Annotated in this window: 18 protein-coding genes; 5 read left to right on the top strand and 13 right to left on the bottom strand. The window is 71.9% G+C overall.

Going from position 1 to position 20,003, the window contains the following annotated elements:
* The first annotated feature begins 1 nt into the window (after window position 1).
* The 3 genes from J8403_RS34050 to J8403_RS34040 all read left to right on the top strand — a co-directional run bounded on the left by J8403_RS34050 (window position 2) and on the right by J8403_RS34040 (window position 3,258).
* Window positions 2-1,612: a glycerol-3-phosphate dehydrogenase/oxidase gene (locus tag J8403_RS34050; RefSeq protein WP_211126500.1), complete on the top strand. Its 1,611-nt coding sequence runs from the start codon at window positions 2-4 to the stop codon at window positions 1,610-1,612.
* 344 nt (window positions 1,613-1,956) lie between these two features.
* On the top strand, window positions 1,957-2,427 hold the full coding sequence (locus J8403_RS34045; protein ID WP_059148619.1) for a hypothetical protein: 471 nt from the start codon (window positions 1,957-1,959) through the stop codon (window positions 2,425-2,427).
* 159 nt (window positions 2,428-2,586) lie between these two features.
* A complete protein-coding gene (locus tag J8403_RS34040) occupies window positions 2,587-3,258 on the top strand; it encodes a FadR/GntR family transcriptional regulator (protein ID WP_093460521.1) in 672 nt (223 codons plus the stop codon).
* Between the two features lie 22 nt (window positions 3,259-3,280).
* Here the strand turns inward: J8403_RS34040 and J8403_RS34035 are convergent, their stop codons facing one another.
* The 7 genes from J8403_RS34035 to J8403_RS34005 all read right to left on the bottom strand — a co-directional run bounded on the left by J8403_RS34035 (window position 3,281) and on the right by J8403_RS34005 (window position 11,174).
* Window positions 3,281-4,132 carry an amidohydrolase family protein gene (locus tag J8403_RS34035; protein WP_211126499.1) on the bottom strand — a complete coding sequence of 284 codons (852 nt, stop codon included), beginning with the start codon at window positions 4,130-4,132 and terminating at the stop codon, window positions 3,281-3,283.
* Between the two features lie 2 nt (window positions 4,133-4,134).
* On the bottom strand, window positions 4,135-5,157 hold the full coding sequence (locus J8403_RS34030; RefSeq protein WP_211126498.1) for an aldo/keto reductase: 1,023 nt from the start codon (window positions 5,155-5,157) through the stop codon (window positions 4,135-4,137).
* 20 nt (window positions 5,158-5,177) lie between these two features.
* Window positions 5,178-6,215 carry an ABC transporter permease gene (locus tag J8403_RS34025; protein WP_059148622.1) on the bottom strand — a complete coding sequence of 346 codons (1,038 nt, stop codon included), beginning with the start codon at window positions 6,213-6,215 and terminating at the stop codon, window positions 5,178-5,180.
* Window positions 6,212-7,798 carry a sugar ABC transporter ATP-binding protein gene (locus J8403_RS34020; RefSeq protein ID WP_211126497.1) on the bottom strand — a complete coding sequence of 529 codons (1,587 nt, stop codon included), beginning with the start codon at window positions 7,796-7,798 and terminating at the stop codon, window positions 6,212-6,214. The genes J8403_RS34025 and J8403_RS34020 overlap by 4 nt, the downstream gene beginning before the upstream one ends.
* 2 nt (window positions 7,799-7,800) lie before the next feature.
* Window positions 7,801-8,835 (bottom strand): sugar ABC transporter substrate-binding protein, encoded by a 1,035-nt coding sequence (locus J8403_RS34015; protein ID WP_208517858.1) that lies wholly within the window; start codon window positions 8,833-8,835, stop codon window positions 7,801-7,803.
* Between the two features lie 117 nt (window positions 8,836-8,952).
* On the bottom strand, window positions 8,953-9,729 hold the full coding sequence (locus J8403_RS34010) for an SDR family NAD(P)-dependent oxidoreductase (protein WP_211126496.1): 777 nt from the start codon (window positions 9,727-9,729) through the stop codon (window positions 8,953-8,955).
* On the bottom strand, window positions 9,726-11,174 hold the full coding sequence (locus J8403_RS34005; RefSeq protein WP_425519852.1) for an enolase C-terminal domain-like protein: 1,449 nt from the start codon (window positions 11,172-11,174) through the stop codon (window positions 9,726-9,728). Before J8403_RS34005 ends, J8403_RS34010 begins: the two co-directional genes overlap by 4 nt.
* 218 nt (window positions 11,175-11,392) lie before the next feature.
* Between J8403_RS34005 and J8403_RS34000 the strand changes: the two genes are divergently transcribed.
* Window positions 11,393-12,535 carry a PAC2 family protein gene (locus J8403_RS34000; RefSeq protein ID WP_211126495.1) on the top strand — a complete coding sequence of 381 codons (1,143 nt, stop codon included), beginning with the start codon at window positions 11,393-11,395 and terminating at the stop codon, window positions 12,533-12,535.
* A gap of 208 nt (window positions 12,536-12,743) precedes the next feature.
* Here the strand turns inward: J8403_RS34000 and mshC are convergent, their stop codons facing one another.
* The 4 genes from mshC to J8403_RS33980 all read right to left on the bottom strand — a co-directional run bounded on the left by mshC (window position 12,744) and on the right by J8403_RS33980 (window position 16,566).
* The gene (gene mshC / locus J8403_RS33995) at window positions 12,744-13,973 is read right to left on the bottom strand and encodes a cysteine--1-D-myo-inosityl 2-amino-2-deoxy-alpha-D-glucopyranoside ligase (protein WP_211126494.1); all 1,230 of its coding nucleotides are present in this window, start codon (window positions 13,971-13,973) and stop codon (window positions 12,744-12,746) included.
* A gap of 263 nt (window positions 13,974-14,236) precedes the next feature.
* On the bottom strand, window positions 14,237-15,193 hold the full coding sequence (locus tag J8403_RS33990) for an SCO1664 family protein (protein ID WP_211126493.1): 957 nt from the start codon (window positions 15,191-15,193) through the stop codon (window positions 14,237-14,239).
* Window positions 15,157-15,747: a DUF3090 domain-containing protein gene (locus J8403_RS33985; protein WP_078640529.1), complete on the bottom strand. Its 591-nt coding sequence runs from the start codon at window positions 15,745-15,747 to the stop codon at window positions 15,157-15,159. The genes J8403_RS33990 and J8403_RS33985 overlap by 37 nt, the downstream gene beginning before the upstream one ends.
* 123 nt (window positions 15,748-15,870) lie before the next feature.
* Window positions 15,871-16,566, bottom strand: coding sequence for a histidine phosphatase family protein (locus J8403_RS33980; RefSeq protein ID WP_211126492.1), 696 nt, complete (start codon window positions 16,564-16,566; stop codon window positions 15,871-15,873).
* Window positions 16,567-16,663: 97 nt separating this feature from the next.
* Between J8403_RS33980 and corA the strand changes: the two genes are divergently transcribed.
* Window positions 16,664-17,656: a magnesium/cobalt transporter CorA gene (corA, locus tag J8403_RS33975; RefSeq protein ID WP_211126491.1), complete on the top strand. Its 993-nt coding sequence runs from the start codon at window positions 16,664-16,666 to the stop codon at window positions 17,654-17,656.
* Between the two features lie 130 nt (window positions 17,657-17,786).
* Here corA and J8403_RS33970 read toward each other — a convergent pair whose 3' ends face one another.
* Together J8403_RS33970 and J8403_RS33965 are read right to left on the bottom strand one after the other, a co-directional pair.
* The gene (locus J8403_RS33970) at window positions 17,787-18,593 is read right to left on the bottom strand and encodes a ferritin-like domain-containing protein (protein ID WP_211126490.1); all 807 of its coding nucleotides are present in this window, start codon (window positions 18,591-18,593) and stop codon (window positions 17,787-17,789) included.
* Between the two features lie 332 nt (window positions 18,594-18,925).
* Complete coding sequence (locus J8403_RS33965; protein ID WP_211126489.1) at window positions 18,926-19,975, bottom strand: LLM class F420-dependent oxidoreductase; 1,050 nt, start codon at window positions 19,973-19,975, stop codon at window positions 18,926-18,928.
* Between the last annotated feature and the right edge of the window lie 28 nt (window positions 19,976-20,003).

The following is a 20,003-nucleotide window of genomic DNA, read 5'->3' as shown; positions in this document are numbered from 1 at the left end:
AATGACCACCCTGCAGAGCGTTCCGTCCCTCGGAACGCACCCGGCTGCCGGTTCGAACCCGAGCCGAGCCGAAACCCGGGAACAGCTTTCCAAGGCGACGTACGACCTCCTGGTGATCGGCGGCGGCATTCTGGGCATCACCACTGCCTGGCACGCCGCGCAGTCCGGGCTGCGGGTGGCGATGGTGGACGCCGGTGACTTCGCCGGCGCCACCTCCTCCGCCTCCTCCAAGCTGCTCCACGGCGGCCTGCGCTATCTCCAGACCGGCGCGGTCAAGCTGGTCGCCGAGAACCACTTCGAGCGGCGCGCGGTCTCCCGTACCGTCGCCCCGCACCTGGCCAACCCGCTCACCTTCTACCTGCCGGTCTACAAGGGCGGCCCGCACGGCGCGGCCAAGCTGGGCGCGGGTGTCTTCGCCTACTCGGCGCTCTCCGCGTTCCGCGACGGCGTCGGCCATGTGATCGGCGCCGAGCGGGCCGCGCGCGACGTCCCGGAGCTGCGCACCGAGAACCTCAAGGCGGTCGCGGTCTACGGCGACGGCCAGATGAACGACAGCCGCATGGCCCTGATGACGGTCCGGGCGGCGGTGGAGGCGGGCGCCACCGTCCTCAACCACGCCGAGGTCGTGGGTCTGCGCAAGAGCGACGGCCGGGTCACCGGCGCCGAGCTCAAGGACCGCACCGACGGCACCGAGTTCGGGGTGAACGCCCGTCTGGTGCTGAATGCCACCGGCCCCTGGGTGGATCATCTGCGCCGGATGGAGGACCCGAACGCGGCGCCGTCGATCCGGCTGTCCAAGGGCGCGCATCTGGTCCTCAAGCGCACCTCCCCCTGGCGGGCGGCGCTGGCGACCCCGATCGACAAGTACCGCATCACCTTCGCCCTCCCCTGGGAGGACATGCTGCTGCTGGGCACCACGGACGAGGCGTTCGAGGGCGACCCGGCCGATGTCGCGGTCAACGAGGCGGACATCACCCAGATCCTAGACGAGGCCGCCTTCTCCATCCGCGACCAGCAGCTCTCCCGCGACCTGATCACCTACTCCTTCGCCGGGCTCCGGGTGCTGCCCGGCGGCCCCGGCGACACCGCCAAGGCCAAGCGCGAGACCGTGGTCACCGAGGGCAGGGGCGGGATGCTCTCCATAGCCGGCGGCAAGTGGACCACCTTCCGCCACATCGGCCGCACCGTGATGCACAAGCTGGCGCAGCTCCCGGGCCGCCCGCTCGCCGACGACATGGAGCCGGTCAAGCTGCTGCCCAAGCACATGCCGCTGCCGGGCCTGGCCAATCCGCACGCCGTCGAGCACCGGCTGCTGGTGGACGGCGGCACCCCCGGCCCGCGCATGGCCGCCGACACCGCCCGCCACCTGGCGACCCACTACGGCTCGCTCTCCTTCGACATCGCCCGGCTGGCCAGCGGCGACGCGGCGCTCGCCGAGCGGATCCACCCGGACGCCCCGGAGATCTGGGCCCAGGTCGCCTACGCCCGGGACTACGAGTGGGCGCGCACGGCGGACGACGTACTGCGCCGCCGCACCACCCTGACCATCCGCGGCCTGGACTCCGAGGCCATCCGGAGCCGGGTCGAGGACCTGCTGGCCAAGCGACCCTGACCCCCGCGGGGCCGCCTTCCCGAGCCGGGCGGCCGGGTGAGAGGAAACGTCTTCTCACCCGGCCGCCCGGACCCGGTCCGGGCCCCGGCCGGATCGCCCCGGTGGTACGCCGGGGGGGGCGCGCGGCACGCCGGGGAGCTGACCTGAGGCTTCCCCAAGTTCCGCCGCCTGTACGGCAGTTGGCGGTGATCTGGTGCGGCGGCCGCGGACTTACTCGCGCGTTAAAAATCTGCTGAATCGCTCTTGCCTTCTTCGGCGGTGCGCGCATCAATGACATCGCCCGTGGATGACGGGCGGGAACCCCCCACACATCAGCGCACTCCCCCACTCCGGAAGGCAGTCCCATGAGACGCTTCAAGCTCGGGATCAGCACGGCAATGGGAACAGCAGCACTGGCCGCCGGCGCGCTGGCGCTGGCGCCGACCGCGTCCGCGGTCGACCCCACGACCGCGACCCTGACCGCCGACTGCGGCACCTACGGGTCCGGCCTGGCCACCCTCACGGCCACGCAGAGCGGGACGGCCGCGACCATCACCCTGTCCTCGGGAGCGATCAAGGCTCCGATCGACGTTCCGGCGGGCTCGGTGAGCTCGACGCTGACGCTGTCGAAGAACGGCTCCGGGACGGCCACCTTCACCGGCAACGCCAACCCGGCGATCCCGACCGGCTCCGATGTGACCACCGGCCCGCTCAAGGGCACGGTGGCCGCGGGCGACGTGCTGGAGGCCAAGTCGCTCAAGCTGGTCATCTTCGGCCTGATCACGGTGAACTGCACCGCCACCTCGCCCCAGAACCCGGGGCCGTTCACCTTCTGAGCCCTCCGATGAACCGGCTCTGAGCCGGTCTTCGGGCCCTCCCGGCAGCAGGTCCCAGCGGACCGGCGGCGTCCCCGGCAGACGCCGCCGGTTTCGCGCGCGCCATAAGTCATAATGGACCCCTGATACATCGGATGTTTGGCTCCGGGGAGGTCCACCATGGCGGTCACCGACGAGGCGATCGAGAAAATCAAGGGCATGATCGTCTCGGGCGCGCTGCGTCCCGGTGACCGGCTCCCCAAGGAGAGTGAGCTGGCCGCCGATCTGGGGCTGTCCCGCAACTCGCTGCGCGAGGCCGTGCGGGCCCTGTCGCTGATCCGGATCCTCGACGTACGCCAGGGCGACGGCACCTATGTGACCAGCCTCGACCCCCAGTTGCTGCTGGAGGCGCTGAGCTTCGTCGTGGACTTCCACCGCGATGACACCGTACTGGAGTTCCTGGCCGTACGGCGGATCCTGGAGCCCGCGGCCACGGCGCTGGCCTCCACCCGGATCAGCGAGGCCGAGCTGGACCGGCTCCAGGCGCAGCTGGACGCGCTCGGGCAGGAGCCCTCCGTGGAGGAACTGGTCGCCTGCGACCTGGAGTTCCACCGCGGCATCGTCCAGTGCTCGGGCAACTCGGTGCTGTGTTCACTGCTCGACGGGCTCTCCGGGCCCACCACCCGGGCCCGGGTGTGGCGCGGTCTGACCCAGGAGGACGCGGTCAGCCGCACCCTCCATGAGCACCGGGCGATCCTCTCCGCGCTGCGGGACCGTGACGCGGAGGCGGCGCGGTCCTGGGCGACGGTGCACATCGCGAGCGTGGAGCAGTGGCTGCGCTCCACGCTGTGAGCCCCGGCGGGCGGCGCGCGCCTTACGGCCGGAGGCCGTAGGCGCGGGCCGCGTTGCCGCCGAAGACGGCTGCGCGCTCGTCCTCGCCGAGGTGGAGGGTGGCCCGCTCGGCGAGGGACACCACCTCCTCGTAGGTCGCGGCCAGGAGGCACACCGGCCAGTCGGAGCCGAAGAGCACCCGGCCGGGCCCGAAGGCGTCCAGGACGTGCCGCGCGTACGGCAGCACCTGGTCCGGCTTCCAGCCGTCCCAGTCGGCCTCGGTGACCAGTCCGGACAGCTTGCAGTCGACGTTGGGCAGGGCCGCGAGCGAGGTGAGCTGCCGGGCCCAGAGGTCGCGCTCACCGCTCGCCACGGGCGGCTTGGCCGCGTGGTCGAGGACGAAGCGCACCTGCGGCAGCTCGCGGACGGCGCCGATGGCCGCGGGAAGTTCGCGCGGGGTGACCAGCAGGTCGTAGACCAGCCCCGCGTCGGCCACGGCGGCGAGCCCGCGGCGGGCGTCCTCGCGGTCCAGCCAGCGCGGATCCGGCTCGTCCTGCACCTGGTGGCGCAGGCCGACCAGCCGGTCGCCGCCGGGCCCGGCGGCCAGCTCCGCGAGCACCTCGCCCACCCCGGGATCGGTGAGGCCGGCCCAGCCGACGACGCCCGCGATCCGGTCCGACCCGCCCGCCAGGGCCAGGAGTTCACGGGTCTCCTCGACGGAGGAGCTGGACTGGACGACGACGGTGGCGCCGATCCCATGGGCGTCCAGATGCGGGGCGAGGTCGTCCGGGGTGAAGGTGCGGCGGATGGGCTCGGCCCAGGGGCCGTCCATCCAGGGCTGCTCACGGCGGGTCAGGTCCCACAGATGGTGGTGGGCGTCGATACGGCGAGGCAAGGTCACTCCTCGGGGGTCGGGACCGGCAGCGGGATGTCCTCGTCGAGCAGCCCGCGCGCCACCAGAGCCTGCCACAGCTCATCGGGGATGTCGTGGGTGAACAGCTCGGCGTTGTCCCGGACTTCGGCCGGGGTGGCGCAGCCGACCACCGCCGCGGCCACCGCGGGATGGCCGAAGGGGAAGCGCAGCGCGGCGGCCCGCAGCGGCACCCCGTACTCGGCGCACACCTCGGCCAGCCGCTGGGCCCGCGCCAGGAGCTCGGGCGGCGCCTGCCGGTAGTCGTAGCGGGCCCCGGGGGCGGGGTCGGCGAGCAGCCCGGAGTTGTAGACCCCGCCGACCACCACGGCGGTGCCGCGCCGCTCGCACACCGGCAGCAGATCGTCGTGGGCGGTGCGGTCCAGCAGCGTCCAGCGGCCGGCGCACAGCACGACGTCCACATCGAAGTCGGCGACGAACCGGGCGAGGAGGTCGCTGTGGTTCATGCCGAAACCGATGGCCCGGACGAGCTTCTCCCGCTTCAGCTCGGCCAGCGCCGCGAAGCCCGTCTCGTAGACCTCACGAATGTGGTCTTCCGGATCGTGCACGTAGACGATGTCCAGGGCGTCGACCCCGAGCCGCTCCAGGGAGGACTCGAGGGTGGCGCGGATGCCGTCCCGGGTGAAGTCCCACTCCCGGACCCGGTCGGGGGTGTCGGCGAACCCGTCCGCCTGGACGGGCTCCCCCGGGGCGCGCGGCCGCAGCCGTCGCCCCACCTTGGTGGAGAGGGTGTACGAGGCGCGCTCGCGCCCGGCCAGCACCCGCCCCAGCCGCTCCTCGGACAGACCGACGCCGTAGTGCGGCGCGGTGTCCATATAGGTGAGGCCGGTGTCGAACGCCGCCCTTACGGTGTCCCTCGCGCGCTCCTCCGGCACCGGCTCGTAGAGATTGCCCAGCGGCGCGCAGCCAAGGCCCAGGGGTGGTACGCGCACCCCCGAGCGCCCCAGTTCGCGCGGGCCGCTCGGGGCCCGTCCTCCGTCGCCCACCATGGCTTCCTCCCGACCGGCTCTCAGTCCTGCTTCTCGCCGCTGGCGTAGCGGGAGATGATCAGCGCGACGATGATGATCGAGCCGTTGATGAACTGGTTCCACAGGGGCGGTACCCCGCCCAGGGTCATCACGTTGACGACCAGTTGCAGCGTCAGCACGCCGGTGAGCGCGCCGAAGAGCGTGCCGCGGCCGCCCTTGAGGCTGATGCCGCCGATGACCGCCGCGGCGAAGACCTGGAAGATCCAGCCGTTGCCCTGGGTCGCGGCGACCGAGCCGTAGTGGCCGGTGTAGAGGATGCCCGCGAAGGCGGCGAGAAGGCCGCCGACGCTCAGCACGATCCAGGTGATCCGGTCCACCCGGATGCCCGCCGCCCGCGCGGCCTCGGGGTTGCCGCCGATCGCGTACAGCGCGCGCCCGTGCCGCAGATAGCCCAGCGCCAGGCCGCCGAGGGCGTACAGCCCCAGGCAGATCCACACGGCGGCGGGCACGCCCAGCCAGTCGGCCTTGCCGAGGTAGCGGAAGGACTCGGGGACGTTGACGATCGACTGGCCCTCGGCGACGCCGACCTGCAGTCCGCGCAGCATGGTGAGCATGCCCAGGGTCGCGATGAAGCCGTTGACGCGCAGCTTGAGCATCAGGAAGCCGTTGGCCGCGCCGATCAGCGCCCCGACCGCCAGGCACAGCGGTATGGCGGTCCACACCGGCAGCAGCCCCAGGCCCTCGAACCGCGCCCCGTGATCGGGCAGGACGAGCCACAGGGCGATCACCGGCGCCACGGCGATGGTCGACTCCAGGGAGAGGTCCATCCGCCCGCTGATCAGGATCAGCGCCTCGCCCAGCACCAGCAGCCCCAGCTCGGTGGACTGCTGGACGACGCCGATCAGGTTGTCCTCGGTGAGGAAGGCGGGCGAGACGATGAAGCCGATGACCCCGAGGACGAAGATCACGGGAACCAGTGACAGATCGCGCCAGCGCGCGATGTCGATCCGCGGCCGGCCCCGCCCCGCCGGGCCGTCAGCCACCGCCTCGGCGGTCTGCTGGCGTGCGGTATCGGTCATGACTGCCTTCCTTCTGTGCGGTCTTCTGTGTCCCCCGCCGTGCCGTCGGTGCCCGGCTCCGTCATGCCCTCCATGGCGGCGACGAGCTGGCGGTCGCTCCAGCCGCTGTCGAACTCCGCGACCACCCGCCCGTGGAAGAAGGCCAGGATCCGGTCGCAGACCCGCAGATCGTCCAGTTCGTCGGAGACGATGACCGCGCCGCTCCCGGCCGCGGCGACGTCCCGTACGACGCCGAGCAGGGCGTCCTTGGACTTCACGTCCACCCCGGCGGTCGGGCGGATGGCAACCAGCACGCTGGGCTCACGGGCCAGCGCCCGCGCGATGACGACCTTCTGCTGATTTCCGCCGGACAAACCCGAAACGGGCTGCGAGGGGCCCGAGGTCTTGATGTCCAGTGAGGTGATCATCCGCTGGGCGAAGGCGCGGGTCCGGGAGGGCAGCACCGTGCCGTAGGGCCCGAGTTGGTCGGTGACGGTCAAGGTGGCGTTCTCGGCGACGCTGCGGCCCAGGACCAGGCCCTGGTCGTGCCGGTCCTCCGGGACGTAGCCGATGCCCGCGTCGATGGCGTGCGGCACGCTGCCGGGGCGCACCGGGCGGCCGCGCACCGAAAGCTGCCCGCCGGCCGGTTTGCGCAGGCCCACCAGGGTCTCGCCGACCGCCGTGTTGCCGCTGGCGGTGGCCCCGGCCAGGCCGAGCACCTCGCCGGGGCGCACCACCAGGTCCAGCGGGTCGAACTCGCCCTCCAGGGTGAGCCCTTCGGTGCGCAGCACCGGTTCCCCGCCCGGGTCGGCCTCCTTACGGGCGACGGGGGCGCGGACGACGGCCCGGGAGTCGCCTCCGGGCGCCGCGCCGTCGTCCCCGGTCATCGCCGCCACCAGCTCCTCCTTGGGGAGGTCGGCGACCGGGGCGGTGAGCACATGCCGGGCGTCACGGAAGACGGTGACGGTGTCGCAGAGTTCGTAGACCTCCTGCAGATGGTGCGAGATGAACAGGAAGGCCACCCCCTGCCGGCGCAGCTCCAGCAGCTTGGCGAAGAGCCGGTCGATACCCCCCGCGTCGAGCTGGGCGGTGGGCTCGTCGAGGATGATCAGCCGGGCGCCGAAGGAGAGGGCCCGGGCGATCTCCACGAACTGCCGCTGCTCGACGCTGAGGTCCTTCGCCCGCGTCTGCGGATCCACCTCCACGCCGTACTCGGCCAGCAGCGCGCGGGCGTCCTCGCGCAGGGCGCGCCAGCGGATGTGGCGCGCCCCCGGGAAGCGGTTGAGGTAGAGGTTCTCGGCGACCGTCAGGTCCGGGACCACCATCGACTTCTGGTAGACGCAGGCCACCTTGCGCTGCCAGGCGGCGGTGTCGCCGTAGCCGGGGGCGGGCTCGCCCCCGAAGGTCACCTCGCCCTCGTCCGGGCGCTCCATCCCGGTCAGGACGGACACCAGCGTGGACTTGCCCGCCCCGTTGCGCCCGACGAGGGCGTGGGCCTCCCCGGGCCGTACGGCCAGCCGGGCCTGGTCCAGGGCGACGGTGGGACCGAACCGTTTGACGACACCCTGGGCCCGCACCACGGCGGGCTGCTCGACCGTGCCCATGGTCACTTCTTCTCGAGCTGGTTGGCCCACAGCTTCTTGTCGTCGACGTTCTCCTTGGTGACCAGCGGCGCCGGGAGCTGGTCCTCCAGCCCGTTCTCGATCTTGACGATGTTGGAGCCGTGGTCGGTGGGGCCGGGTTTGAACGTCTTGCCGTCCAGAGCGGCCTTCGCGTAGTTCAGGGCCCACTGGGCGTAGAGGTCGGCGGGCTGGGAGAGCGTGGCGTCGATCTTCCCGGAGCGGATCGCGTCCAGCTCCTCGGGTATCCCGTCGTTGGAGATGATCGTGATGTGCTTGTCCGAACCGGCGGGCTTCAGCAGCCGCTTCTGCTCCAGCAGCGCGAGCGTGGGCTGCAGGAAGACGCCGCCCGCCTGCATGTAGATGCCGTTGATGTCCTTGTGCTGGGCCAGCAGGCTCTGCAGCTTGGCGGAGGCCACATCGCCCTTCCAGTCGGTGGGCAGCTCATGCACCTTGATGCCGGGGTACTTCTTCTTCATGCAGGAGGCGAACGCCTGCGAGCGGTCCCGGCCGTTGATGGAGCTGAGGTCGCCCTGGAGTTCGGCGACCCGGCCCTTGCCGCCCAGCTTCTCGCCGAGGTATTCGCACGCCTTGGTGCCGTACGCCCGGTTGTCGGCCCGGACCACCATGTAGATCTTGCCGGAGTCGGGCCGGGTGTCCACGCTCACCACGGGGATCTTCTTCTCCTCCAGCTGTTCCAGGGTGGAGGAGATGGCGCCGGTGTCCTGGGGTGCCATGACGATCGCCTTGGCGCCCTGGTCGGTGAAGGCCTGGACGTTGGCGACCAGCTTGGAGATGTCGTTCTGGGAGTTGGACAGCGGCAGCGCGGAGACGGTGCCCTTGTCGACACCCTTCTCCAGGTACTGCTGGTAGGAGTTCCAGAAGTCGGTGTCCGTCCGCGGCATGTCGATGCCGACCTTGCCGCCGCCGGCGCCATTGCTCTCTCGGTTGCAGCCGGTGAGCGCTGCGACGGCCAGCAGCACGGCGCAGGCGGCGGTGCCGGTGGTGCGGAGTCTCGTCATCGAGTCCCGTCCTTGGTCGTTCTGGGTCGAGTGGTGCGGGTGGTGCTGGTCTCGGGAGTAGCGTCGGGCGAGGCCGTTGTCCACAGTGGCGGCGCTGTCCGGGGTGGAGACGGTGTCTCAGGAGGAGGCGGGGCGCAGTCGCAGTCCCTGCATCCCTCCGTCGACGGCCAGCGCGGTGCCGGTGACGGCCGCGGCGGCGGGGCTGGCGAGATACGCGACGGCGGCGGCCACCTCATCCGCGGAGACCAGCCGTCCGGTGGGCTGACGGGCCTCCAGGGCGGCGCGCTCGGCCGCCGGATCGGGGGCCTGGTCGAGCAGCCGGCCGACCCACGGGGTGTCCGCGGTGCCGGGGTTGACGCAGTTGACGCGGACCCCCTCGCGGATGTGGTCGGCGGCCATGGCGAGGGTCAGCGAGAGCACCGCGCCCTTGCTGGCGCTGTAGGCGGCGCGCTGCGGCAGCCCGGCGGTGGCGGCGATCGAGCAGGTGTGGGTGATGGAGACGGCACCGGGCCGGTCGGCCGCGGCGGCGCGCAGATGGGGCAGCGCGGCCCGCGCGGTGCGGACCAGGCCCAGCACATTGATGTCCAGCAGCCGGTGCCACTCCTCGTCGGAGTTGTCCTCGACGCTGCCGATCGCGCCGATGCCCGCGTTGCCGACGAGGGTGTGCAGGGCGCCGAACTCGGTCACCGCCGCGTCCACCGCGCTCCTGATCGCCTCGTCGGAGGTGACGTCGGCCTTGAGCGCCAGCGTGCCGTCCGGGGCGCCCGACGGGTCGCGGTCGAGCACGGCGACCCGCGCTCCCCGGTCGCGCAGCGTGGCGGCGATGGCGGCGCCGATACCGGAGGCGCCGCCGGTGACGAGCGCGGCCAGCCCTTCGAAGTCGCCGGTGGTCACTGGTGGTCCTCCTGTCGTACGGGCTGTGCGGGTGCGGGTGCGTGCGGTGCGGATGCGGGCGGTGCGGATGCGGGCGGCGCCGGTTCGGGCCCCGCGAGGCGGGCCCGCCATTCGGGTCCGTCCGGATAGCGGTAGGCGGCGATCGACTCGGGGTACATACGGGCGGAGAAGCCCGGGGCGGTCGGGGTGCGGTAGCGGCCCGACTCGATGACCACGGGATCGGCGAAGTGCTCGTGGAGGTGGTCGACATACTCGATGACCCGGTCGTCCCAGCTGCCCGATACGGCCACGAAGTCGAACATGGCCAGATGCTGGACGAGTTCGCACAGCCCGACGCCGCCCGCGTGCGGGCACACCGGCAGTCCGTACTTGGCGGCGAGCAGCAGGATCGTCAGGTTCTCGTTCACCCCGGCGACCCGCGCCGCGTCGATCTGGACGAAGTCGACCGCCTCGGCCTGGAGCAGCTGCTTGAAGACCACCCGGTTGGCGACATGCTCACCGGTGGCGACCTTGACCGGCTGCCCGGCGCGGATGGCGGCGTGGGCGAGGACGTCGTCCGGGCTGGTGGGCTCCTCGATCCAGTGCGGGTCGTACGGCGCCAGGGCGCTCATCCAGCGCACCGCCTCCGCCACGTCCCAGCGCTGGTTGGCGTCCACGGCGATGCGCACATCGGGGCCGACCGCCTCGCGCGCGATCCGCATCCGCCGGAGGTCCTCGTCGAGATCGGCGCCGACCTTGAGCTTGATCTGGCCGAAGCCGTCGGCGACGGCCTCCTGCGCCAGCTTGATCATTTTCTCGTCGGAGTAGCCGAGCCAGCCGGGCGAGGTGGTGTAGGCGGGGTAGCCCCGCTCGCGCAGCAGCGCGGCGCGCTCGGCGCGGCCGGGCTCGGCGGCGCGCAGGATGGCCAGCGCCTCGTCACGGGTGAGCGCGTCGGTGAGGTAGCGGAAGTCGACCAAGCCGACCAGTTCCTCGGGCGACATCTCGGCGAGGAACTGCCACAGCGGCTTGCCCGCCTGCCGGGCGGCGAGGTCCCAGGCGGCGTTGACCACCGCGCCCGCAGCCATATGCATGACGCCCTTCTCCGGCCCGAGCCAGCGCAGCTGCGAGTCATGGGTCAGCTCACGGTGCAGGGCGGCCAGATCGGCCGCCGTCAGCGGCGCGGGGCGGCCCACCACATGGGGGCGGAGCGAGCGGATGGCGGCCGCGGTGACATCGTTGCCGCGGCCGATGGTGAAGACGAAGCCGTGTCCCTCGGACGCCGCCCCCTCCCCCGCGTCCGTGCGCAGCACGACATAGGCGGCGGAGTAGTCGGGGTCCGGGTTCATGGCGTCCGAGCCGTCGAGCTGCTCCGAGGTGGGAAACCGGATGTCATGGACCTCGAGCTCGGTGACGGATGGACGCAGACTCAATGGGGGCTCCCTGAAACGATGCGCGAGAGAGAACATCGGACCTTTCGCGATGATCCGATGTATAGCGCTGCGCGAAGGGTTTCGTCCAGAGGTACGCCGGAACTTTCCAAGGACAGATCGGATGAATCTCTTAGTGGTCCTGGACAGGGGCTGCGGCCGGAGCACCGGAAAGCCGTAGGCTTGGGTGGCACGCAATGGGAACTGCAGCCGGTGGCGGCACCGATCCGTCCGCCCCGGTCGGAAGGAGGCGCTGGGTGATCGAGCTTGAGGGGGTTCCCGAGCTGATCGACCCGGTCATGATCTGTGCCTTCGAGGGCTGGAACGACGCCGGAGACGCCGCCTCGACCGCGGTCGGGCACCTGGACCGGGAGTGGAAGGGCGAGGTCTTCGCCTCGCTCGACGCCGAGGACTACTACGACTTCCAGGTGAACCGGCCCACCGTTGCCCTGGAGGGCGGCGTGCGCAAGATCACTTGGCCGACGACCCGGCTCTCGGTGGTCCGGGCGGACACCGGGGAGAAGTCCCGGGACCTGGTGCTGGTGCGCGGTATCGAGCCGAGCATGCGCTGGCGGTCGTTCTGCAACGAGATCCTCGGCTACGCCCATGAGTTGGGCGTGGAGATGGTCGTCATCCTCGGCGCACTGCTCGGCGACACCCCGCACACCCGGCCGGTGCCGGTCAGCGGGGTCACCTCCGACGCGGACCTGGCCCGCAGCCTCGACCTGGAGGAGACCCGCTACGAGGGCCCGACCGGGATCGTCGGAGTCCTCCAGGAGGCCTGCGCCCACGCCGGCGTCCCGGCGGTGAGCCTGTGGGCGGCCGTGCCGCACTACGTCTCGCAGCCGCCGAACCCGAAGGCCACCCTGGCGCTGCTCAACCGCCTCGAGGACCTGATCTCGGTGCGCATCCCCCTCGGCGAGCTGACCGAGGACTCACGGGCCTGGCAGCTGGGCGTGGACCAGCTGGCCGCCGAGGACAGCGAGGTCGCCGAGTACGTCCAGTCGCTGGAGGAGGCGCGGGACACCGCCGAGCTGCCGGAGGCGTCGGGCGAGGCCATCGCCCGCGAATTCGAGCGCTATCTGCGGCGGCGCGACGGCCAGCCCGGCCCGGGCGGCCACGCGACCGAGACCGGCGGTCTCGCGGAGGGCGGCACGGGCGGCCCCGGCGCCCCCTATCTGCGGGATCCCTCCACGGGCCATGGGCGGCCGCGCAAGCCGTCGCCCAGGGATGAGGTGGCCAACGACGCCGAGGACACCGGCGGCGCCGAGGACGACGCCAAGGGTCCGGACGACGCCCAGGGTGCTCAGGGCGGCGAGGGCCAGGACGCCTCCCGCCGCGAGGAGGGCGGCACGGACCGGGGCGGCGACGGGGACGAGGGGTCCGGCTCCGGCCGGTAGCCCCACCACCGCGCCGCCGCGCGGGTACGCCACGCTCCACACGGTGCACCGGCGCACGGTGCACGGGCCCGCATGACGCCCGGCGTCGCACGCCCCCACGTCAGCCCGTGGAACGGCACACGGCAAGCGGCGACGAGCCCGCGCCGGGAGGGTCCCGGCGCGGGCTCACGCGTTCACCGTCATGACGGTGCGGCGATACGACGCCGCGTCAGAGGGCCACGCCCAGCAGCGCGTCCACGGCGCGCGAGACCAGCCCGGGCGCCCCCTCGTCCGTACCGCCGGTGGCCGTCTGCGCGGCGGCCCAGCGGTCGACGGCGGCCAGGGCGGTCGGGGAGTCCAGGTCGTTCGCGAGCGCCTCGCGGATCTCCTCCACCAGCGCGGCGGCCGAGGGCCCGTCCGGCCGCGAGACGGCCGCACGCCAGCGCCCGAGGCGCTCCTCGGCCTCCCGCAGCACCCCGTCCGTCCACTCCCAGTCCGCGCGGTAGTGGTGGGCGAGCAGCGCGAGCCGTATGGCCGCCGGGTCCACACCGTCGCGGCGCAGCGCCGAGACGAAGACCAGATTGCCCTTGGACTTGGACATCTTCTCGCCGTCCAGGGCCACCATTCCGGCGTGCACATACGTTTTGGCGAACGGCCGCTCACCGGTGAGCACCTGGGCGTGCGAGGCGCCCATCTCATGGTGCGGGAAGGCGAGATCGGATCCGCCGCCCTGCACATCGAAGCCCATGCCGAGGTGGTCCAGGGCGATGGCCACACACTCGATGTGCCAGCCGGGGCGGCCGGCGCCGAGCGATCCGCCGTCCCAACTCGGCTCGCCGTCACGGGCGGCCATCCACAGCATCGGGTCGAGCGGGTTTTTCTTGCCGGGGCGCTCCGGGTCGCCGCCGCGCTCGGCGGACAGCAGCCGCATGGCCTCGGCGTCGAGCCGGCTGACCGAGCCGAAGGAGGGGTCGGACTCCACGGAGAAGTAGATGTCGCCCTCGAGTTCATAGGCGGCGCCCAGGTCGCGCAGCCGCTCCACGAGCGGCACGATGCCCGGTATCGACTCGACGGCGCCGATGTAGTGGCGCGGGGGCAGCATCCGCAGGGCCGTCATGTCCTCGCGGAAGAGGGCGGTCTCGCGCTCGGCGAGGGCCGTCCAGTCGTCGCCGTTCCGCTGGGCCCGCTCCAGCAGGGGATCGTCGACGTCCGTGACGTTCTGGACGTAGTGAACCTGGCGCTTGGTGTCGAGCCATACGCGCTGAACGAGGTCGAACGCGTTGTAGGTCGCGGCATGACCCATGTGGGTCGCGTCGTACGGGGTGATCCCGCAGACGTAGATGCGCGCGACGGGACCGGGGGTCAGAGTGATCCGTCCCCCGGTCGCGGTGTCGTGAATGCTCAGGTCCCGGCCACTGCCGGGCAGGGCGGGAACCTCAGAAGCGGGCCAGGCATACATGCAATGAGCGTAACCGGATGCAGCGTCCGCATACGAACCGGACCAGCGGTGTTGGCCGGATCGGCGGTCTTGTGGATGCGCCCGTGAGCTGCATAGCCCCCTGAGCCGCGTTCCACCGCCGCCGGGCGGGGACGCGCCGGAGCGCCGCACGGAGGCGGAACGGGCCAGTCCGCTCAGACCGGCGGCGGACCCGGAGCGGACCCGGCCGCCTCGGACCGGGGCCTCGGACCGGGGCCTCGGACCGACGCCTCGGACAGGTGGTCTCAGACCGGCGGCCAGGGGATGGCGGGCCACTGGCCGCTGGGCTCGGGGTGCTTCCCGGTCCGCAACAGCGTGGCCACACGGGCCCTCAGGGCCTCGATCTCGGCCCCGGTGATCAGCTCCGCCAGCCGGGCGCAGAGCGCGCCGCCGTCGGCCAGCTGGTCCGCCAACCGGCGCAGCACCTCCAGCACATCGTCCGGCAGCGGCTCCCCGGCCCAGCCCCACAGCAGCGTGCGCAGCTTGTCGTCGGCGTTGAAGGTCACTCCGTGATCAATCGCATAGAGCCGGCCACCGGCCGCGGGCAGCAGATGGCCGCCCTTGCGGTCGCCGTTGTTGATCACCGCGTCGAGGACGGCCAGCCGGCGCAGCCGTACGTCATCGGCGTGGACCAGCAGCGCCGTACGGCCCTCGCCCACCTCGGCGTAGCCGATCGCCTTCCAGCCGGGGCCCGGTTCGTCGCCCTCGACGAGCGCGAGCAGCTCCGCTCCCCCGGTCTCCCCGGACCCCTCGCCGTCGCCGTCCGCGAATCCGTCGCCGTCCGCGGATCCGTCGCCGTCGACCCCGTCGGGGGCCGCCTCGACCTCGATCCAGAGCTGGCACATCCCCTGCCCGTACGGCCCGTCGCGCAGCACGGTGGGCGGCACCAGGCCCCAGCCGGTGGCCTCGGAGATCTCGTACGCCGCGACCTCGCGCTGGGCGAGCGTGCCGTCCGGGAAGTCCCACAGCGGCCGCTCCCCGGCCACCGGCTTGTAGACGCAAGGGGCGCTGTGGCCGTCGTACTCGACCGTGCAGTACAGCACCGCGTTGGACGCCTCCCGGACCTGTCCCCGCACCGTCAGCTCACCGAGAGCCAGCAGCTCGGACGGGGACAAGAGGCGCGAAGCCTCCGCCCCGGGTGGTGATGGGAGACGGGTGGGCGGCGTCAGGCTCCGCGGCGGTATCCGTTCTGGCGCGGACATACGTGTCCCTCCGGGTCGAGCGGCAGACTGCACAGCGGGCAGGGCGGCCGGCCGGCGTTGACGACCTCCAGGGCGCGCTTGGCGAACGCCCGCGCCTGCGTCCCGGTGAGCCGCACCCGCAGCATGGGCGGGCCGTTCACATCGTCCTGGAGCAGCCGCTCCTCGGCCTCGGCCAGGTCCTCCTCGGACTCGGCCTCCAGCTCGACCAGCGCCTGTGCCTCGACGATCATCCGCTGCTCCTCGCCGTCCCAGGCGAGTGCCATGGTGCCGACCCGGAACTCCTCCTCCACCGGGGCTTCCAGCGGTGCGGTGTCGGTGAGTTCGGTCGGTGCGACGGCGGGGACCGGGGCGTTTCCGCCGGTGCGGCGCACCACCTCGTCCAGCAGCTCGTCTATCCGCTCGGCCAACGCGGCGACCTGCGTCTTCTCCAGGGCGACACTGGTGGTCCGGCCACTGGCGGACGCCTGCAGGAAAAAGGTACGGCGACCAGGCAGCCCGACCGTACCGGCGACGAAACGGTCCGGCGGGTCATAGAGGAACACCTGACGGGACAACGTCCTGCTCCATTTTGGTTCGACTGCTCGGCTGACTGACTGCTGACCGCTGGGGCCACGACCGCCCGGTCAGGGCTGTCACGGCGCCCTCGCACCGCGGCACCACCCTACTGCGCACGGAGATCACGGTGCTCCCGCGTCGCCGCCCACCGCCGCGTCCCCGCCCCGGTCGCCGGTGGTCTGCTCGCGCGGGGCCAGCCCCGCGAAGTCGCCGGTGTCGCCGAGCCGGACGACGAAGGGCCGGGTCGGGGTGTACCGGATCGCGGTGACCGAGCAGGGCTCGACCGAGATCCGCTGAAAGAGATCGAGATGGAGTCCGAGGGCGTCCGCGACGATGGCCTTGATGACGTCCCCGTGGGAGCACATCAGATAGACCGCGTCGGCGCCGTGCTCCCGCTCGATCCGGGCGTTCCAGTCGCGCACCGCCTCGACCGCGCGCGTGTGCATGGCGCGCATGGACTCGCCACCGGGGAAGGCGGCGGCCGACGGATGCTGCTGGACGATGTTCATCAGTGGTTCATCGGCGAGCTCGGCGAGCTTACGGCCCGACCAGTCGCCGTAGTGGCACTCCCCGATCCGGTCGTCGGGGTGCAGCGGCAGTTCGGGACGGGCGGCGAGCAGCGGGGCCAGCGTCTCCCGGCAGCGCTGCAGGGGGCTGGTGACGGCGGCGGCCAGGGGCAGCCCGGCCAGCCTGCCGGGCAGCGCCGCGGCCTGGGCCGCACCGCGCTCGTCGAGGGCGACACCGGGAGTCCAGCCCGCCAGGACGCCCGCGGTGTTGGCGGTGGACCGGCCGTGCCGGACGAGGATCAGCATGGGCATGCCTGCCACCCTACGACCCCTCCGCCGCCGCTCAGCGGGCATGCGCACCGATCCCGCACAAGGGCCCCCTGTGCGTACCGCCATCACGCGAGGCAGAATGCGCTGCGTGATCGTGGATTGTGCCATCTACCGGGACGGGTGCCGCACCGAGGGACCCGCCGACTTCTCCGACGCCCTCGACGAGGCGCGCGCGAGGGGGGACGCCTTCTTGTGGATCGGCCTGCATGAGCCGACCGAGAAGGAGTTCGAGCTGGTCACCAGCGAGTTCGGACTTCATCCGCTGGCCGTGGAGGACGCCCTGTGCGCCCACCAGAGGCCGAAGCTGGAGGTCTATGACGATTCGCTGTTCCTGGTGCTCAAGCCGATCCAGTACGACGACAAGGCCGGCACCGTCACAGCGGGTGAGCTGATGGTCTTCGTCGGTGACTCCTTCGTGGTGACCGTGAGGCACGGCGAAGCGAATCCGCTCGGCACGGTGCGGGACCGGCTGGAGAAGAGGCCCGAGGTGCTGCAGCACGGTCCGACGGCGGTGATGTACGCGGTCTCCGACGCGGTCGTGGACCACTACCTGGACGTGGCCGACGCGCTGCACGGGGATCTGGAGGGGCTGGAGACGGAGGTGTTCGCCCCGAACGCGGGCGCCGGGCAGAACACCGCCGGCCGGATCTACGCCTTCAAGCGCGAGGTGATGGAATTCCGCCGGTCGGCTGGGCCGTTGGGGGAGCCGATGGAGCGGCTCACCGGCGCCGGGGTGCCGTTCGTGCACGAGGGCTCCCGGCCGTTCTTCCGCGATGTCAGCGACCATCTGACCCGGGTGAACGAGCATGTGGAGGGGCTCGACCGGCTGCTGTCGGACATCCTCTCCGCCCATCTCGCGCAGATGGGCGTGCGGCAGAACGACGACATGCGGAAGATCTCGGCGTGGGCGGCGATGGCCGCGGTGCCGACGATGATCGCCGGGATCTACGGCATGAATTTCGAGCATATGCCCGAGCTGAAGCAGCCCTGGGGATACCCGGGGGTGGTCGCGCTCATGGTGGGTGTGATCGCCGTGCTGTACCGCTGGTTCAAGCGCCGCGGGTGGCTCTGAGCCGGCGACTCACTCCGATCGGCGGGCCGACTGACGGCAACTGTCCCCGGGCCTACGTCTGTCCCTGAGCCTGCACCTGTCCCTGCGCCTGCACCTGTCCCTGGGCGCGCCCGCGGGCCCGTCGTCGGCCTCAGACGAACTCGGGCGCCTCGGATGCCCCGGACGCGCTCTGCGCGGGCCCGCCGAGCGCGTTGCGCCGCTCGGGCATCCGCAGGGACACCATGCGCCGCCAGCCGCCCAGCCGCTCGTACATGTGCAGGGCGTGGATCCCGGCCGCGAACAGCGCGGACTTCGGCTTGGGCCAGCCGAGGACGCGCCCCATGTGGGCCATCACGGCCAGGCTGACGTCCCGGTAGACCTCCAGCTCGACGAGCGCGCTCTCCCGCAGCGCCCGCTGGATGGTCCGGCCGTGTCCGGCAGCGGCCAGGCGCAGCAGCTCCTCGTGGCAGTAGGCGAGGTGGTTGTCCTCATCCTCGGCGATCATGCGCACGGCGCGGCCGAGGTCGGGGTGGTCGCCGAAGTACCTGCGCAACATCACCATCTGCGCGGAGGCGCGCTGTTCGGTGACCCGGCTGTGGGCGAGGTAGATCACGATGTCGTGCTCGGTGAGCGGCTCGTCGCGGCGCAGCTTGTCATGGGCGAGGCCGATGCCGCGCGCCTCCAGGAGCATCGTGTAGTCGGCCTCGCGCGGCACCTCCATGGGCTCTAGATCGCGCTTGCTCAGCAGGGCGTTGAAGATCCGGCCGTGTTTGTCCTCGTCGGCGCCATGGCGGGCGATCTTGGGGGCGAGGTCGCGCAGGCTCTCGGGCACGAGGGCGGCGATCCGGCCGTTCTCCCAGCCTCCCTGGGCCTCCCCGCTGGCCGCCACGGAGCAGAAGAGCCGGAACGACTCGTCGTTGTCGAGGATCTCCTGGAACACGCTTTTCGCCGAGAGCATGCCGCCACCTCCGTGCGCTTGTCGTGCGCCGCCGTGCGCTTCCGTGCCGACATCCACGCAGGGGCTGCGCAGAAAAAGTCAACGGCCCGGTGGGCGCGGCGGCAACAGCTCAGGCGTACGGCTCGGCCGAACGGAGGACCGCGTTGGGTGCCGCGCCCCCGTAACTCCTGGGCGGCGGAGGCGTTGTGCTGGATGACGGCCGTGGCGGGGAAGACCCCCGAGCCCCCACCACGGCCGCAGAACTGTCCGGGCGCGCGGCGCCGAGCCCACGCATCAGCCGAAAGCCGACTCCTCAAGGGTCTTCGACGGCCTCTGTGCGGCTTGCCACGGCGCTACGCGACTCCGGCCCGCTCCAGGGCCTCCACGCCCGCCCGCAGCCCGGCGAGGCGCTCCTGAAGCGTGAAGCCCGCGGGGGTGAGCGACAGGGTGGTGACCCCGGCCTCGGCGTACGCCTGCATGCGGTCCGCGATGCGCTCGACGGGGCCGAGCAGCGAAGTGGAGTCGATCAGCTCGTGAGGGACGGCCGCGGCGGCGCCCTCCTTGTCCCCGGAGAGGTACTTCTCCTGGATCTCGGCCGCCTCCTTCTCGTACCCCATGCGCTGCGCGAGCTTGTTGTAGAAGTTCTGCTTGGCGCTGCCCATACCGCCCACGTACAGCGCCGTGTACGGGCGGAACTGGTCGGCGAGGGAGCGGACGTCGTCGCCGAGGGCCATGGGGACGGTGGGCACCACGTCGAAGCCCTCCAGGTCCTTGCCCGCCTTCTCCCGGCCCGCGCGCAGCGAGCTGAGGGTGGTCGCCTCGGCGTGCTCGGGCGCGTAGAAGAGGACCAGGGCGCCGTCGGCGATCTCGCCGGTCTGCTCCAGGTTCTTCGGGCCGATGGCCGCGATGTACAGCGGGATGTACTCCCGCACCGGGTGCACGGTCAGCTTGAGGGGCTTGCCGGGGCCGTCGGGCAGCGGCAGCGTCCAGTTCTGGCCCTCGTGCGTCAGCCGCTCGCGTGACATCGCCTTGCGGATGATCTCCACGTACTCGCGGGTGCGGGCGAGCGGCTTGTCGAACCGCGTCCCGTACCAGCCCTCGGACACCTGCGGCCCCGAGACGCCGAGCCCGAGGCGGAAGCGGCCACCGGAGAGGGTGTCGAGGGTGGCGGCGGTCATGGCCGTCATGGCGGGGGTACGGGCCGGAATCTGGAAGATGGCGGAGCCGACGTCGATGCGCTCGGTCTGCGCGGCGACCCACGCGAGGACCGTGGCCGCGTCCGAACCGTAGGCCTCGGCGGCCCAGCAGACGGAATAGCCGAGCCGGTCGGCCTCGCGGGCGACCTCGAGATTGTCCGCGTCCATTCCGGCGCCCCAGTAGCCGAGGTTGATCCCGAGCCTCATACCGCACCCCTTACTGATCAGTAACGTC

Origin of the sequence: Streptomyces yatensis (assembly GCF_018069625.1) — a bacterium.
Lineage (GTDB): Bacteria > Actinomycetota > Actinomycetes > Streptomycetales > Streptomycetaceae > Streptomyces > Streptomyces yatensis.
Note: the sequence above shows the minus strand (reverse complement) of the source record. Positions and strands in the feature narration are given on the sequence as shown.